Source organism: Polynucleobacter sp. AP-Nickl1-40-C4 (genome assembly GCF_035012665.1).
Taxonomy (GTDB): domain Bacteria; phylum Pseudomonadota; class Gammaproteobacteria; order Burkholderiales; family Burkholderiaceae; genus Polynucleobacter.
Genome location: NZ_JAYGQR010000006.1, coordinates 83,209 through 96,975, shown reverse-complemented (window position 1 = coordinate 96,975; position 13,767 = coordinate 83,209). Strand labels below are relative to the sequence as shown.

Below are 13,767 nucleotides of genomic sequence, written 5' to 3'. Positions count from 1 at the left end.
GGGTAATTACTAGGGGGTAGGGACATATAACTCCTTGACACCCCTCGAAAAAGGGCAAACAATCGGGGGGTAGGCTTCAAGAGAGGTTCTATTTAGGCGTGTTGTGGATTGAGACTGATTAAAAAGTATTTACCCTCATCACGGTTGTTTTAAGTTTATGTAATGGAGTTCGCATGGCGACCGGAATTGTTAAGTGGTTCAATGATGCAAAAGGTTTTGGCTTTATCAAACCTGATGATGGTGAAGAAGAGTTGTTCGCGCATTTCAGCGCAATTACTATGCCTGGGTTCAAAACCCTCAAGGAAAACCAAAAGGTAACGTTTGACATTACCCAAGGTCCTAAAGGCAAGCAAGCTACCAATATCCAAGCGGCTTAATAGTCCTTAGATCATTATTAAAAACCCAGGATTCGTTCCTGGGTTTTTTTTCGCCTGCAATTTGTATGACTTAAAATACACAGCATGTCTATATCAATCTCCGGCACTTCACAATTATTGCGCCAAGTATTTTCTACTGCGCTCTTTCTTTACTCCACCCTAACGCTCGCCCAGGTTAACGTCGGTCTACCCAACATTGAATTAAAGACGGGCATCTACCGTATTCAGGCTGAGCTTGCCGATACACCGAAGGCTAGAGAAGTTGGTCTCATGAACCGAGCCAGCATGCCAACCAATTCTGGAATGTTATTTATATTCGAACAAAAAGCTGGTCACTGCTTCTGGATGAACAACACCAAGATCCCGCTCTCGATTGCGTTCATTGCAGATGATGGCAAGATTGTGAACATTGAAGAGATGCAGGCTGAAACTACCAACAATCACTGCCCTAAAGCAGCTGTGCGCTATGCACTGGAAATGAACAAGCAGTGGTTCTCTGAGCGTGTGATCGTCCCAGGGACGGTTGTTACGGGTTTGCCGAGAAATTAATTCAACATCACTCAAATCCATTGATGTTAGGCCAATAAAAAACGCAGACCGAGGTCTGCGTTTTGTTTGTGGGCACCTTTGATTTATTCAAAATGGCAAACGTAGTGCACTGGTTGCTCAGCACGAATAATGAAGTAACCGCCCTTTTCCACTTCCCAGCTTTGACCAGCCTTGAACTCTTGCTCAGGGGCCCCATTGATGCTGACAAAAGCATTGCCATCAACTACTTCCATAATCTCCCTAGTGCTTAAGTCAAAACGCAAGGTGCTTGGCAATACCACACCAACTGACTTACGAACGCCATTAGGCAATGTCACAGTATGAGAAACACACTTGCCATCAAAAAATACATTGGCCTTCTTGCCTACGGAAACTTGGTCAAATTGCATCTTGGTTCTTTCTATTCTGTTAGGTTCTAATAGTTTGCTTGTTTTATTGTTTTTTATTTCTTGGCGCGCTTACGTCTAGCTGTTTCAGCAATACGCATACGTAATGCATTGAGCTTAATAAAGCCGCCAGCATCTGCTTGGTTATATGCGCCACCGTCATCATCAAAGGTTGCAATATTTTGATCAAACAAAGTATTTGCTGAATCACGTGAAATCACGGAGACGGAACCTTTGTAGAGCTTGAGGCGCACAACGCCATTCACAGCCAGTTGTGTATGGTCAATCAAGGTTTGGAGTGCGAGACGCTCTGGCGCCCACCACAAACCGTTGTAGATCAAACTGGCATAGCGAGGCATCAAATCATCCTTTAAGTGGGCTACTTCACGGTCCAAGGTGATGCTTTCGATACCACGATGAGCCTTTAGAAGAATGGTGCCGCCAGGCGTTTCGTAACAGCCACGGCTCTTCATGCCAACAAAGCGGTTTTCTACTAGGTCGAGACGACCAATGCCATGTTTACCACCAAGACGATTTAATTCAGCCAACAACTCATGTGGCTTATAGGCTTTTCCATCAATTGCTACCGGGTCGCCAGCCTTAAATTCGAGCTCGATAATTTCTGGGGCATCTGGAGCCTTTTCAGGAGAAACGGTCCAACGCCACATAGACTCTTCTGCCTCTGCGTTTGGATTCTCGAGGTGACGGCCTTCATAGCTAATGTGCAAGAGGTTCGCATCCATTGAGTACGGTGAACCGCCTTGCTTATGCTTCATCTCAACCGGAATGCCATGCTTTTCTGCGTAAGCCATCAACTTCTCACGTGAGAGAAGATCCCATTCACGCCAAGGAGCGATTACCTTGATTCCTGGTTCAAGGGCGTAGTAACCTAATTCAAAGCGAACCTGGTCATTTCCCTTGCCGGTCGCGCCGTGCGATACAGAGTCAGCGCCAGTCAAGCGAGCAATTTCAATTTGGCGCTTAGCGATTAATGGGCGCGCAATAGAGGTGCCCAACAAATATTCACCCTCGTAAATCGTATTCGCACGGAACATTGGGAACACAAAGTCACGAACAAACTCTTCGCGCAAGTCATCAATAAAAATGTTTTCAGGCTTGATGCCAAATTGCAAAGCCTTAGCGCGTGCTGGCTCCAGCTCTTCGCCCTGACCTAAGTCAGCGGTAAAGGTCACGATCTCGCAGCCATAAGTATCTTGAAGCCACTTCAAGATCACGCTAGTATCTAGACCGCCAGAATACGCTAAGACTGCTTTTTTAATATCGGACATGTTTTTCTTATTCAATCAAAATTAATGAAAACGAATTGCTTGTTATTTGTTAATTATTTTATTGCTGAAGTTTTATTACTTAATCCAAACGACCACAGAGTAAATATTCCATTAGGGCCTTTTGGACATGCAAACGATTTTCCGCCTCTTCCCAAACAATACTTTGTGGTCCGTCAATCACTTCTGCTGAAACCTCTTCACCACGGTGCGCTGGCAAGCAGTGCATAAACAGCGCATTAGGCTTAGCTAATGCCATCAACTCTTCATCCACCATCCAATCCTGGAAAGCATTCATGCGTAAAGTATTTTCGTCTTCATAACCCATGCTGGTCCAGACGTCGGTGCTCACTAGGTCAGCCCCGTTGCAGGCTTCTTTAGGATCGGCGCAAATGGTTAAATGCTTGGCGGATTTCGGCGACAAACGTGTTGCATCCAACTGATAGCCCTCTGGCGCAGAGAAGCGCAACTGAAAATCTAAACATTCAGCCGCTTGTATCCAGGTATAGGCCATATTATTGGCATCACCTACCCAAGCTACCGTCTTTCCTTGAATCGGGCCACGGGCCTCTACAAACGTGAAGATATCGGCCAATACTTGGCAAGGGTGAAATTCGTTTGTTAGGCCATTGATTACCGGCACCCGTGAATTCGATGCAAAACGCTCAATAATGTCTTGGCCAAAGGTGCGAATCATGATGATGTCAGTCATCCTTGAAATCACCTGAGCAGCATCCTCTACAGGCTCGCCACGCCCCAATTGGGTATCTCTGGTGTTCAGGTATACCGCATGACCACCAAGCTGATGGATGCCCGCCTCGAAGGACAGACGAGTACGGGTGGAGTGCTTCTCAAAAATCATGGCCAAAGTGCGGTCATGCAGTGGATGCCAAGTTTCATAGCTCTTGAATTTGGCCTTAAGCCACGCCGAACGCTTGAGTAAATAGTCGTACTCTTGACGAGTCAGGTCGGAAAACTGCAGGTAGTGCTTTACCTTACCGGGCACTTGAGGCTTTGCCAGCGATGTCATAGTTGAGCTTTCTACTAAAGTTTTGGCTTGCATTTTTTTCTTCAAACATTCGGCTGCACGAAAATAGACCCTAAAGCCATCTTACGGCCAACTTGGGCTGTTAAGCTAGAGGACTTAGTAATACTATTTCTTACAACCATCATTACGCGAACTTGAACCACAAAAAGCTTTTCATTCAAGGCATTACCACTTCTGGCAAACCATTTCGACCCAGCGATTGGGCGGAGCGTCTGTGCGGGGTGATGGCTACTTTTCGCCCTCCCGGTGATTCCGGGGACCCTCGCTTCACTTATTCGCCCTATGTCAGACCAGTGCTTATTGCAAAAGTGAAATGCGTTGTTATTGATACTCGACTGAGGGATCTAGATCCCCGAGCGCTAGACTTTGTCATGAACTTTGCCAAAGACAATAGCCTACCAATCGAAGAGGCGTGTGAGTTCAACCCAACAACCCCAGCCCAGCCTTAAAAACAAAAACCCGCTCTGATGAGGAGCGGGCTTAGGTCGAAACTACTTCGACCAGCCTAAAACTAAAACTGTATTACGCTGCCATCGCTTTGATAGCTGCAGACAAACGTGACTTCTGACGAGCTGCAGTGTTTTTGTGAGCAATCTTTTTGTCAGCAATCTTGTCGATTGTTGCTTGAGTTGCCGCGAAAACTTTCGCTGCAGAAGCTTTGTCACCAGTTTCAATCGCTTTACGAACTGCCTTAATGGAAGTGCGGAGCTTTGAACGCAAACTGGAGTTATGTTCGTTTTGTTTTACTGCTTGGCGTGCACGCTTGCGCGCTTGTGCTGTATTGGCCATCTTTAAACCTTGCCTCTATAAATTGCAAAATGCGATTAGTTAAAAATCTTGCGGACTTGCCAGAATCATAAGCAAGCTCGCCAAAACCCAAGATTTTACCTTAAAGGGGCAAAAAAGCCCAGCCGACCGATAAATAGGTGAAAATCGCCTCATGAATCTGCTTTCTGCCGCTGCCAAGGTCAGCTCCCTAACTATGCTGTCCCGTATTACGGGCCTGCTCCGGGAGACCCTCATTGCCCGTAGTTTCGGGGCTTCCGAGTGGACAGATGCCTTTAATGTGGCTTTTAGACTACCCAATTTGCTACGTCGGCTATTTGCCGAAGGGGCCTTTTCTCAAGCTTTTGTGCCGATTTTGGGCGAAATTGCCACAAACGAAGACCAAACCAAGGCCAAAATCCTCATAAATGCAGTCGCCACGCTCTTATTTTGGGCTTTGCTGCTTACGGTACTACTGGGAGTCATTGGCGCCCCAGTGCTCATTCTGGTCATTGCCACAGGGTTTAAAGGTGGTCCAGCCTATGACGCCAGCGTCGTTATGACCCGAATCATGTTCCCCTATATCGGGCTAATTTCTATGGTCTCCCTCTCAGCGGGGATCTTGAACACCTATCACCGCTTTGCAATCCCGGCATTTACGCCTGTCTTGCTCAATCTTGCCTTAATTGGTAGCGCCATCTTTTTGGCGCCCCACTTAGAGCAACCAATTTATGCCTTAAGTATTGGTGTTTTACTTGGTGGAATACTGCAACTTGCCCTTCAAGTTCCAACGCTTGCTCGCCTCGGCCTATTGCCTCGCATTGGTTTATTGCCTGGCGCCATCAAATCAGCCGTCACCAATCCGGAAGCTCGGCGCGTCATGAAATTAATGGGGCCGGCAGTATTTGCTGTTTCTGTCGCACAAATCTCCCTCATCATTAATACCAACATTGCTTCACGTCTGCAGGCGGGAAGTGTGTCGTGGCTATCCTACGCAGATCGCTTAATGGAATTTCCAACTGCACTACTGGGTGTTGCCCTAGGAACCGTTCTTTTGCCAAGCCTCAGCAAGGCCAATGCCAAAAACGATTTAGTACATGCCGGTGAATTACTCATCTGGGGATTGCAACTCACATTCTTACTGGCCGCGCCTTGCGCAATTGCACTCTTTATTTTTGGTGAGCCTTTGGCGGCAGTCTTGTATCACTACGGTAAATTCAGTGCGCTTGATGTCGTGATGACGCAACGTGCATTAGCGGCTTATGGTGTTGGCCTCATTGGTTTAATTCTGGTAAAAATTTTGGCACCCGGATTTTATTCACGTCAAGACATCCGCACCCCCGTCAAGATTGGATTACTCGTTTTAGTAGCCACCCAGTTAGCCAACCTAGTATTTGTTCCCTGGCTTGGGCATGCTGGCCTTGCCCTTTCAGTTGGTACTGGCGCCTGTCTAAACGCCGCCCTGCTATGGGTTGGCCTGCATCGACGCGGAGCTCTACCTAATTCAGGCTGGCTCAAGTACCTCGGTCAGCTATTGTTAGCTCTCATCCCCTTCGCAGCAGTGCTTTTTTATGCTGCTGGCACACACAATTGGATTGCCCTCCAAGCTGAGCCATGGCTACGTATTGGCTTGGTGGGGGCATGGCTAGGTCTTGCGGCCATTGTTTACTTCGCATCACTAGGTTTAGTTGGAATTCGCTGGCAAAAATTCTTGCGTCATGCAAAATAGCCAGTATGCCAACACAACAACTCGACTATTTCACCTCCCTAGTTGCTGAAGACGAACATCTTCCTTTAACGGAGGCAGCAATCGCTGTCGCACAGCACGCTTATCCTGATTTAGATGTTCAAGGGGCTCTCGATCAAATTGATGAGATGGGTAACAAACTCAAAACTCGCATCACGCCTGATACCTCACCCGTTCAGCGCTTACAAATTTTGAAGCATTTCTTTTATACCGAGCTGGGTTTTGGTCCGAACCCAAATGATTTCTATGCTCCAGAAAATTCGTACTTGCATTACATCCTTGAAAATCGCAGAGGGATCCCCATCTCATTAGCTATTTTGATGATGGAATTAGGCAATCAAATTGGCTTGAAAATTCGGGGTGTTTCATTTCCGAATCACTTCATGATGCGCATCTCTTTGCAACAGGGTGAAGTCATCATGGATCCCTTGACCGGTGAATCGTTATCAAAGACTCAGTTACAAGAAATGCTTGATCCCTACCTGGACGCCAAAGGCTATCGGGGTGAGTTGAGTCTGCCGCTCAATATCTTCCTACGTGCTTCTAGCTCGAGAGAGATTCTGTCGCGCTTTCTGAGAAACCTCAAAATGATTTACTCAGAACATGAGCGCTGGGAGCGTTTACTAGGCATTCAAGAGCGTTTGGTGATCCTGTTACCAGACTCTATTGAAGAGATTCGGGACCGGGGTTTGATTTTTGCGCAACTTGAGTACTTACGTCCCGCATTGGCGGATATGCATCGCTATCTCAGCGAAGTTCCAGAAGCTGAGGATGCTGGCGACATCCGCGAGCACATTGCCACACTTGAAAGTCAAACCAAGCTGCACTAAGGCCGAGTGGGCATTAGTGTTAGTACTTTGGTTTTTAAACTTCTGTTAGCTTTTCTTACGCTGAAAAATTTTGTAGGCTGCTGCAAATAAAACCGGCACAGCAGCTGCACCCACGCCTACCAGGACGATCACATTGAGATTCTGGCGAATGACAGGGATATTGCCAAAGAAATATCCTGCTATGACCAAACCAAAGACCCACAACGCCGCACCAGCGATATTAAATAACTGAAAGCGTGAGAAGTTCATCTCGGATACACCCGCAATAAAGGGTGCAAAGGTACGAATAATTGGCAAGAAGCGGGCAAGGATGATTGTTTTGCCACCATGCTTTTCATAAAAAGCGTGGGTTTTTAATAAAGCGCCTTGATCAATCCAGCGCGATTGACTGCTGAATACTCGCTTACCAATCCAGCAGCCAATGAAGTAGTTCACGGTATTGCCTGCGACCGCAGCAATCAATAAACCAATACACAAGGTCCAGATATTGAAATGCTCAGTAGCGCAATAGGCGCCTGCAATGAACAGAAGCGAATCACCTGGTAAGAAAGGTGCGACCACTAGGCCTGTTTCTGCAAAAACAATAGCAAAAAGGAGGCCATAGGCCCAAGGACCGTATTGCTGAATCACCACATCTAAATGTTTATCAATATGCAGCAATAAATCACTGATTTGCAAAAGGGTATCCATCAACTCGCTCTTTAACTTATGGGTTGTTGCGGATATTAACAGGCTCTTATAATCAGGTATGCAAACTGAACCCTACATTCAGCCTATGCATGCTCCAAATGAAGTCTCAACGCTTTGTATTGTTGGGCCTACTGGCGCAGGCAAAACCCATCTCGCCATGTCTTTGGCTGAGCATGCGAAATCCATTGGCTTAACGATTGAACTTATCAGCATGGATTCCGCTTTAGTCTATCGGGGTTTAGATATTGGCAGCGCCAAACCAACTAAGTCAGAGCAAGCTGCGGTTATTCATCATCTGATTGACATCATTGATCCGACTGAAGTGTATTCAGCGGCACGTTTTGCTAATGATGCAAAACGACTTTGCACCGAGATTCGTGCGCGAGGCAATATTCCAGTGGTGGTTGGCGGAACGATGTTGTATTGGCGGGCATGGGCGCATGGCCTCTCCTCGCTCCCTCCAGCAAATCCAGAAATTCGTGCTCGTTTGGATGAAGAGGGTAAAGCCATTGGCTGGCCAGCAATGCACGACAAGCTTGCCAAGGTTGATCCCAAAACTGCTACGCGCTTAAAGCCAAACGATTCCCAACGAGTGCAACGTGCTCTAGAGGTTTATGAAATTACTGGCAAACCGATGTCTATATTACTGGCCGACTCACCCAGTGAAGATGGCAGAGAAGGTTCAGCGATTCCATCATGGATTAAGTTAGTTTCGCTTGAACCAAGTGATCGTAAGCGTTTGCATCTGAACTTAGAAAAGCGTTTTGATGAAATGCTTGCCGCTGGATTTATGGATGAAGTCAAAGCGCTACGTACCAATACTGGATTGCATGCAGATCTTCCAGCGATACGTTCGGTTGGTTATCGCCAAGCTTGGGAGTTTCTCAATGGTGAAATTGATGCTGAGGAAATGCGTTACAAAGCATTGGCAGCGACGCGCCAACTTGGTAAGCGTCAACTTACATGGCTGCGTGCAATAGATGGAAGAGGCACATTTGACCCCTTCAACCCCGAAGAGTTGAAGGCGGCGCTAGATTATTGCAAAAGCAATCTCATCCAAAAATAAAGGTAGATCGTTTAGATAACGATGGTTTGTGGCGCATCTTTTGGACGCTCAACCACTTCACCAACTGTCCAAGCCTTGAGACCTTGCGCAGTTAATGATTTGATTGCTGTATCCACTTGATCAGGCGCAACAATCACAACCATACCGATGCCGCAGTTAAATACGCGCACCATTTCTGCATCAGCAACGCCACCCTTCATTTGCAACCAACGGAAGAGGTCTGGCATTTGCCAGCTATCGCGATGCAAAACTGCTTGAGTGTTTTCTGGGAGCACGCGGGGTACGTTATCAACCAAACCACCACCCGTGATATGCGCCATTCCTTTTACATTGATTTCAGAAATCAATTTGAGCAGTGGCTTTACGTAAATTTCTGTTGGCGCCATCACCACATCACCCAATGGACGACCGCCCAAATCATCAGTAGGCTTTGCACCAGCACGCTCAATAATCTTACGGACCAATGAGTAGCCATTTGAATGTGCGCCACTAGAGCCAACTGCTAATACCGCATCACCCGGAACAATCGTTGCGCCAGTAATGATTTTGGATTTTTCAACTGCGCCCACGGCAAATCCGGCTAAGTCATATTCGCCTGGTGGGTACATGCCCGGCATTTCTGCGGTCTCACCACCGATTAATGCGCAACCAGATAATTCACAACCCTTGGCAATGCCACCAACAACCGTTGCTGCGGTATCCACAGTCAACTTGCCGCATGCAAAGTAGTCCAAGAAGAAAAGGGGCTCAGCACCCTGAACCAGGATGTCATTCACACTCATGGCTACCAAGTCTTGACCAATGGTTTCATGACGATTCCACTCAAAAGCCAGCCTTAGCTTAGTACCAACACCATCCGTACCGGATACTAATACTGGCTCCTTATAGCGCTTAGGTACCTCAAAAAGGGCCCCAAAGCCGCCAATTCCGGCCAAAACACCCTCGCGCATGGTTTTCTTGGCAAGCGGCTTAATGCGGTCAACCAGGGCATCTCCAGCATCAATATCGACACCAGCGTCACGGTAGGAAAGGCCTTTTGAAGAAGAATTAGTAGATGAGGTCATGTCAGCGCTGGAATATTAGTAAAAAATGCTACTAGGTCAGTAGAATCATTGAATTCTAGAGGATTACTCGTCATGGCTGAAATTTTTACCCCTTTTCTGGCTGCATTCATCCTTGCCTACATCCTGAGGCCTGCTTTTCTATGGCTGGAAAGAAGACGCATTCCCTCATCCCTGGCTGCAGGACTCACTGTCATCTTAGGGTTGGCTGCAGTAACGGCGATATTGAGCCTCTTTATAGGCCTCCTCAAAACAGAAATTCCCCTAATCAAAGCCCAGCTCCCAGGATGGATCTCAAATACACAGGCATGGCTGGGTCCTAAATTAGCTGAATTTCATATTGATGTTGATTGGGGTACTTTAAAAAACACAGCATCGCAAAAAATTTCAGAGCATATTAGCGACAATGCCGACTCACTAATGAGTACCACGATAGACACCGTACTGATGTCGGGCAGCTCGGTTATCACTGGCTTTGTAAATTCCGTATTAATTCTATTTGTGATGTTTTATTTATTGATTGATTGGAATCAATTTTTTCAGTACGTCAAAAATTTAGTACCTAAGCGCGCCCAAGAAACCGTACATCATCTTGCAATGCATACCGATGGACTGCTCTCTCAGTATCTCAATGGCATGGTAATCGTTGTCTCCATCATGTCCGCTTTATATAGCATTAGCTTGACTTTGATTGGCATCAAAGGTGCGGTTGCTTTGGGTATTTTTACCGCCTTAATGATTGTGATTCCTTATATCGGCATTGCACTAGGATTCACGCTTGCTATAGTTTCGGCCCTTCTTCAATTTGGTCCGGGCTCAGAAATCATCGGTGTACTAGTCATCTATGGAATTGGGCAATTCTTTGAAGGCTTCTTCTTGACGCCACGCCTAGTGGGCGAGCGCATTGGCCTGCATCCCGTTGCCGTCTTGTTTGCGTTGCTTTTCTTTGGCAAGCTATTTGGCTTCTTTGGTGTATTACTCGCCCTACCAATTAGTGCGGTCAGCTTAGTCTTAGTCCAGTACTTATGGTCTATTTATACGCAAAGCTCTTGGTATCAAAAATAAGTTTGGTAGCAATGAATACACCCTCGCTTCCAAAACAATTTGCGCTAGACATTAGTCACTCACCCATAGCTAGTTTAGAAAACTATCTTCCCGGGAAAGATCTTGCCTTAATTTCTGCTCTGCAAAATATTGAAAAATCTTGGGGCAAGGTCAGCCCTCAGAGCACTGATAACCCGCTCAATCAGCGCTGGATTTATTGGTGGGGGCCAGAGGGTTCAGGTCGTACTCATCTACTAAATGCCATTGAAAATGCGGCGAAGCATGCTGGCCTGTTACACATTGCCCTCTCTCCACTCGAACCTACTGCTTGGGTTCGCTTAGAAGAAAAGATGAATGCAATGACTGAAAGTGATACCCCTTCAGTCATCACCGTTGATGATGTTGACCAGCTAGATGATCGTCTTGTTGGCTCCTTATTTCGGATCCTGAATGGCGTTCAAGGAAGCAAAGCGATTCATATTTTTATGGCCGGAAACGCTGCTCCAGCCAATCTCAAGCTTCGAGAAGACCTGCGAACCCGTCTGGGCTGGGGCTTAATCTTTCAAACGCAGCTTTTGGATGATGATGAGAAAATACAAGCACTAGAGGAAGCGGCCAAAGAGCGAGGGCTTGTTTTATCCCCCGATGTGTTGCCCTGGCTGTTAAGTCGCTTTTATCGCGATATGCCCAGCTTGATGGCATTGATGGATGCTTTAGATGCTTACTCCCTTGAAACAAAACGTGCTGTAACCTTACCCCTTGTTCGCGAGCTCTTGCAGCCCAAATAATTTATTAAATATCAATTCGTGACTCAGCTAGCCCTTTTCGATTTAGACCACACCCTTTTGCCTTGCGATAGCGATTACGAATGGGGCCAATTTTTGGCTCGCATTGGTGTTGTAGACAGCGAATACTATGCACGACAAAACGAGCGCTTTTATCAAGACTATAAAGAAGGCAATCTGGATATTCATGAGTTTCTGCGTTTTGCTCTTAAGCCACTCTCAGAACATTCACGCGCGCAACTCAAAGAGTGGCACGACGCGTTTATGAAAGAAGTTATTAATGGCCAACTCCGACAACAAGCAATCGATCTAGTAAAACGTCACCAAGATGCTGGTGATCTTTGCTGCGTGATTACTGCCACCAACAGCTTTGTGACACGCCCTATTGTTGAAAGCTTTGGCATTGAGCACCTGATTGCCACAGAGCCAGCCACCGCAGACAACCATCCATTAGGTAACTACACTGGGGAAGTCAAAGGCATTCCCAATTTCCGCGAAGGTAAGATTCAAAATCTACACGACTGGTTAGCATCGCAAAAACTGTCTCTAGATGCTTTACCTTATAGTTATTTTTATTCTGACTCGATGAACGATCTTCCTTTACTCGAAAAAGTAAGTCATCCTGTTGCCACCAATCCAGATGATCGTCTTCGCAACGAAGCTAAGCAGCGCAACTGGCCCATTCTTGAATTGTTTGCATGATCACTAAATTTATTAAACGTATTTTGCGGCGTGACCCGATGGTCAAACATACGCAGGCCAACAATACTGGCGCCCCAAAGCGCATCCCTAAAAAAGCACATCGAATTGATCCGCATTTGCTTTCTAAGAATGCAGTCAAGGTAACGCACGCATTGCAGCAAGCAGGATTTGAGGCATTTATTGTCGGTGGCGCTGTTAGAGATCTTGCTCTAGGTATCAGTCCAAAAGATTTTGACGTGGCAACCAATGCAACACCAGATCAAGTGCAAAGACTCTTTCGCAAAGCGCGCCTAATTGGTCGCCGCTTTCAAATTGTGCACGTGACTTTTTTTGGCAAAGGCCACCCTGAAATCATTGAGGTATCCACCTTCAGGGCCCTATTAGATAACGCTGGAGATCACGTAGCTGAGAGCGGCCGGATCCTGCGCGATAACGTCTGGGGCTCGCAAGGTGAGGATGCTGCAAGACGCGATTTCACAATCAACGCAATGTATTACGACCCTTCGTCCGAAACTGTTTTGGACTATCACGGCGGCATGGCAGATATGCAAAAGAAAACTTTGCGCATGATTGGCGATCCAGCAAAGCGCTATCGCGAAGATCCTGTTCGCATGCTCAGGGCAGTACGCTTCGCAGCAAAGACTGGCTTTGAATTAGATGGTGCTACGCGCGCGCCCATTGCAAAGTTAGGCAAACTATTAAACGATGTCCCCTCTGCGAGGCTCTTTGATGAAATTTTGAAGCTCTTGATGTCCGGCTACTCTTGGGCAGCAATCCAAGGGCTCAAAGATGCTGGATTGCATCATGGTCTTCTCCCGCTCTTAGACCACATTCTGGATACAGGCGCAGACTCCAAGGGGGCCAATGATTTTGTAAAGCTGGCTTTGGCCAATACTGACGAACGCATTCAATCCGGTAAAAGCGTTTCTGCTGGATTTTTATTTGCCACCCTACTCTGGCCTGATCTACTAAAGAATTGGAAGGCCAACTCCGCTAAAGGAATGGCTAATATTCCTGCCTTGCATGATGCGATGGACGACACGATTGCCACTCAAAGTAGCGGCATGACGATTCAACGACGCTTCGAAAGCGATATGCGCGAAATTTGGTCTATGCAACCCCGCTTTGAGAGACGCGTGGGGCGATACCCTTATCGCTTCATCGAATCCCCACGTTTTAGAGCGGGTTATGACTTTATGTTGCTCCGCTGCGCCACCGAGGAATTAAACCCAGCAATCGGGCAGTGGTGGACAGACTTCATTGCAACCGACGTCACAGGGCAAGATAAGCTGATGGCTGGCGTCAAAAATGAATCTGGTAGCAGTCCAAGTCCTGCCAAAAGACGGCGTCGAAGAAAGCCAAAAGCGGCAGTGCCCCCAGAGAGTGCAGCAAGCTAAGCAGACTTAGAGAAATTTCAGTAAAGTAGTTTCA

At 46.8% G+C, this 13,767-nt stretch carries 16 protein-coding genes; 10 read left to right on the top strand and 6 right to left on the bottom strand.

The window, feature by feature from the left end; genetic code table 11:
* Positions 1-173: 173 nt before the first annotated feature.
* Positions 174-377 carry a cold-shock protein gene (locus tag VC182_RS08070; protein WP_011903586.1) on the top strand — a complete coding sequence of 68 codons (204 nt, stop codon included), beginning with the start codon at positions 174-176 and terminating at the stop codon, positions 375-377.
* 84 nt (positions 378-461) lie between these two features.
* Positions 462-926, top strand: coding sequence for a DUF192 domain-containing protein (locus tag VC182_RS08065; RefSeq protein WP_323485010.1), 465 nt, complete (start codon positions 462-464; stop codon positions 924-926).
* Positions 927-1,009: 83 nt separating this feature from the next.
* On the opposite strand, the gene VC182_RS08060 is transcribed toward VC182_RS08065, so the two are convergent.
* From VC182_RS08060 to argF, 3 genes are all read right to left on the bottom strand, one after another.
* Positions 1,010-1,315, bottom strand: a complete 306-nt coding sequence (locus VC182_RS08060; RefSeq protein WP_072582833.1) for a pyrimidine/purine nucleoside phosphorylase — start codon at positions 1,313-1,315, stop codon at positions 1,010-1,012.
* Between the two features lie 53 nt (positions 1,316-1,368).
* Positions 1,369-2,601, bottom strand: a complete 1,233-nt coding sequence (locus tag VC182_RS08055; protein ID WP_072582832.1) for an argininosuccinate synthase — start codon at positions 2,599-2,601, stop codon at positions 1,369-1,371.
* A 79-nt stretch (positions 2,602-2,680) separates the two neighbouring features.
* A complete protein-coding gene (gene argF, locus VC182_RS08050) occupies positions 2,681-3,628 on the bottom strand; it encodes an ornithine carbamoyltransferase (protein WP_192846854.1) in 948 nt (315 codons plus the stop codon).
* 152 nt (positions 3,629-3,780) lie between these two features.
* On the opposite strand from argF, the gene VC182_RS08045 reads away from it, so the two are divergent.
* Positions 3,781-4,095 (top strand): DUF3579 domain-containing protein, encoded by a 315-nt coding sequence (locus tag VC182_RS08045; RefSeq protein WP_083564229.1) that lies wholly within the window; start codon positions 3,781-3,783, stop codon positions 4,093-4,095.
* Positions 4,096-4,168: 73 nt separating this feature from the next.
* On the opposite strand, the gene rpsT is transcribed toward VC182_RS08045, so the two are convergent.
* Complete coding sequence (gene rpsT / locus VC182_RS08040; RefSeq protein ID WP_071466054.1) at positions 4,169-4,435, bottom strand: 30S ribosomal protein S20; 267 nt, start codon at positions 4,433-4,435, stop codon at positions 4,169-4,171.
* A gap of 151 nt (positions 4,436-4,586) precedes the next feature.
* Here rpsT and murJ point away from each other — a divergent pair, with 151 nt between their 5' ends.
* Positions 4,587-6,140, top strand: coding sequence for a murein biosynthesis integral membrane protein MurJ (gene murJ / locus VC182_RS08035; RefSeq protein ID WP_072582829.1), 1,554 nt, complete (start codon positions 4,587-4,589; stop codon positions 6,138-6,140).
* 5 nt (positions 6,141-6,145) lie between these two features.
* Positions 6,146-6,988 carry a SirB1 family protein gene (locus tag VC182_RS08030; RefSeq protein ID WP_072582828.1) on the top strand — a complete coding sequence of 281 codons (843 nt, stop codon included), beginning with the start codon at positions 6,146-6,148 and terminating at the stop codon, positions 6,986-6,988.
* A gap of 45 nt (positions 6,989-7,033) precedes the next feature.
* Here the strand turns inward: VC182_RS08030 and VC182_RS08025 are convergent, their stop codons facing one another.
* The gene (locus VC182_RS08025; RefSeq protein WP_323485009.1) at positions 7,034-7,678 is read right to left on the bottom strand and encodes a VTT domain-containing protein; all 645 of its coding nucleotides are present in this window, start codon (positions 7,676-7,678) and stop codon (positions 7,034-7,036) included.
* A gap of 58 nt (positions 7,679-7,736) precedes the next feature.
* Between VC182_RS08025 and miaA the strand changes: the two genes are divergently transcribed.
* Positions 7,737-8,744: a tRNA (adenosine(37)-N6)-dimethylallyltransferase MiaA gene (gene miaA, locus VC182_RS08020; protein ID WP_323485008.1), complete on the top strand. Its 1,008-nt coding sequence runs from the start codon at positions 7,737-7,739 to the stop codon at positions 8,742-8,744.
* Positions 8,745-8,755: 11 nt separating this feature from the next.
* Here miaA and purM read toward each other — a convergent pair whose 3' ends face one another.
* A complete protein-coding gene (purM, locus tag VC182_RS08015) occupies positions 8,756-9,808 on the bottom strand; it encodes a phosphoribosylformylglycinamidine cyclo-ligase (RefSeq protein ID WP_072582825.1) in 1,053 nt (350 codons plus the stop codon).
* Between the two features lie 72 nt (positions 9,809-9,880).
* On the opposite strand from purM, the gene VC182_RS08010 reads away from it, so the two are divergent.
* From VC182_RS08010 to pcnB, 4 genes are read left to right on the top strand one after another with little or no spacing between them, the layout of a single operon-like run.
* Complete coding sequence (locus VC182_RS08010; protein WP_323485007.1) at positions 9,881-10,870, top strand: AI-2E family transporter; 990 nt, start codon at positions 9,881-9,883, stop codon at positions 10,868-10,870.
* Between the two features lie 11 nt (positions 10,871-10,881).
* Positions 10,882-11,637, top strand: a complete 756-nt coding sequence (hda, locus tag VC182_RS08005; RefSeq protein ID WP_323485006.1) for a DnaA regulatory inactivator Hda — start codon at positions 10,882-10,884, stop codon at positions 11,635-11,637.
* Between the two features lie 18 nt (positions 11,638-11,655).
* Positions 11,656-12,336 carry an HAD family hydrolase gene (locus VC182_RS08000; RefSeq protein WP_072582822.1) on the top strand — a complete coding sequence of 227 codons (681 nt, stop codon included), beginning with the start codon at positions 11,656-11,658 and terminating at the stop codon, positions 12,334-12,336.
* Positions 12,333-13,733 (top strand): polynucleotide adenylyltransferase PcnB, encoded by a 1,401-nt coding sequence (gene pcnB, locus VC182_RS07995; RefSeq protein ID WP_323485005.1) that lies wholly within the window; start codon positions 12,333-12,335, stop codon positions 13,731-13,733. Before VC182_RS08000 ends, pcnB begins: the two co-directional genes overlap by 4 nt.
* Positions 13,734-13,767 lie beyond the last annotated feature (34 nt).

What these genes read in the sequence shown, in the direction of transcription:
- VC182_RS08070 (WP_011903586.1), top strand. Translation starts at nt 174, where the DNA reads ATGGCGACCGGAATTGTTAAGTGGTTCAATGATGCAAAAGGTTTTGGC.
- VC182_RS08065 (WP_323485010.1), top strand. Translation starts at nt 462, where the DNA reads ATGTCTATATCAATCTCCGGCACTTCACAATTATTGCGCCAAGTATTT.
- VC182_RS08060 (WP_072582833.1), bottom strand. Translation starts at nt 1,315, where the DNA reads ATGCAATTTGACCAAGTTTCCGTAGGCAAGAAGGCCAATGTATTTTTT.
- VC182_RS08055 (WP_072582832.1), bottom strand. Translation starts at nt 2,601, where the DNA reads ATGTCCGATATTAAAAAAGCAGTCTTAGCGTATTCTGGCGGTCTAGAT.
- argF (WP_192846854.1), bottom strand. Translation starts at nt 3,628, where the DNA reads ATGACATCGCTGGCAAAGCCTCAAGTGCCCGGTAAGGTAAAGCACTAC.
- rpsT (WP_071466054.1), bottom strand. Translation starts at nt 4,435, where the DNA reads ATGGCCAATACAGCACAAGCGCGCAAGCGTGCACGCCAAGCAGTAAAA.
- murJ (WP_072582829.1), top strand. Translation starts at nt 4,587, where the DNA reads ATGAATCTGCTTTCTGCCGCTGCCAAGGTCAGCTCCCTAACTATGCTG.
- VC182_RS08030 (WP_072582828.1), top strand. Translation starts at nt 6,146, where the DNA reads ATGCCAACACAACAACTCGACTATTTCACCTCCCTAGTTGCTGAAGAC.
- VC182_RS08025 (WP_323485009.1), bottom strand. Translation starts at nt 7,678, where the DNA reads ATGGATACCCTTTTGCAAATCAGTGATTTATTGCTGCATATTGATAAA.
- miaA (WP_323485008.1), top strand. Translation starts at nt 7,737, where the DNA reads ATGCAAACTGAACCCTACATTCAGCCTATGCATGCTCCAAATGAAGTC.
- purM (WP_072582825.1), bottom strand. Translation starts at nt 9,808, where the DNA reads ATGACCTCATCTACTAATTCTTCTTCAAAAGGCCTTTCCTACCGTGAC.
- VC182_RS08010 (WP_323485007.1), top strand. Translation starts at nt 9,881, where the DNA reads ATGGCTGAAATTTTTACCCCTTTTCTGGCTGCATTCATCCTTGCCTAC.
- hda (WP_323485006.1), top strand. Translation starts at nt 10,882, where the DNA reads ATGAATACACCCTCGCTTCCAAAACAATTTGCGCTAGACATTAGTCAC.
- pcnB (WP_323485005.1), top strand. Translation starts at nt 12,333, where the DNA reads ATGATCACTAAATTTATTAAACGTATTTTGCGGCGTGACCCGATGGTC.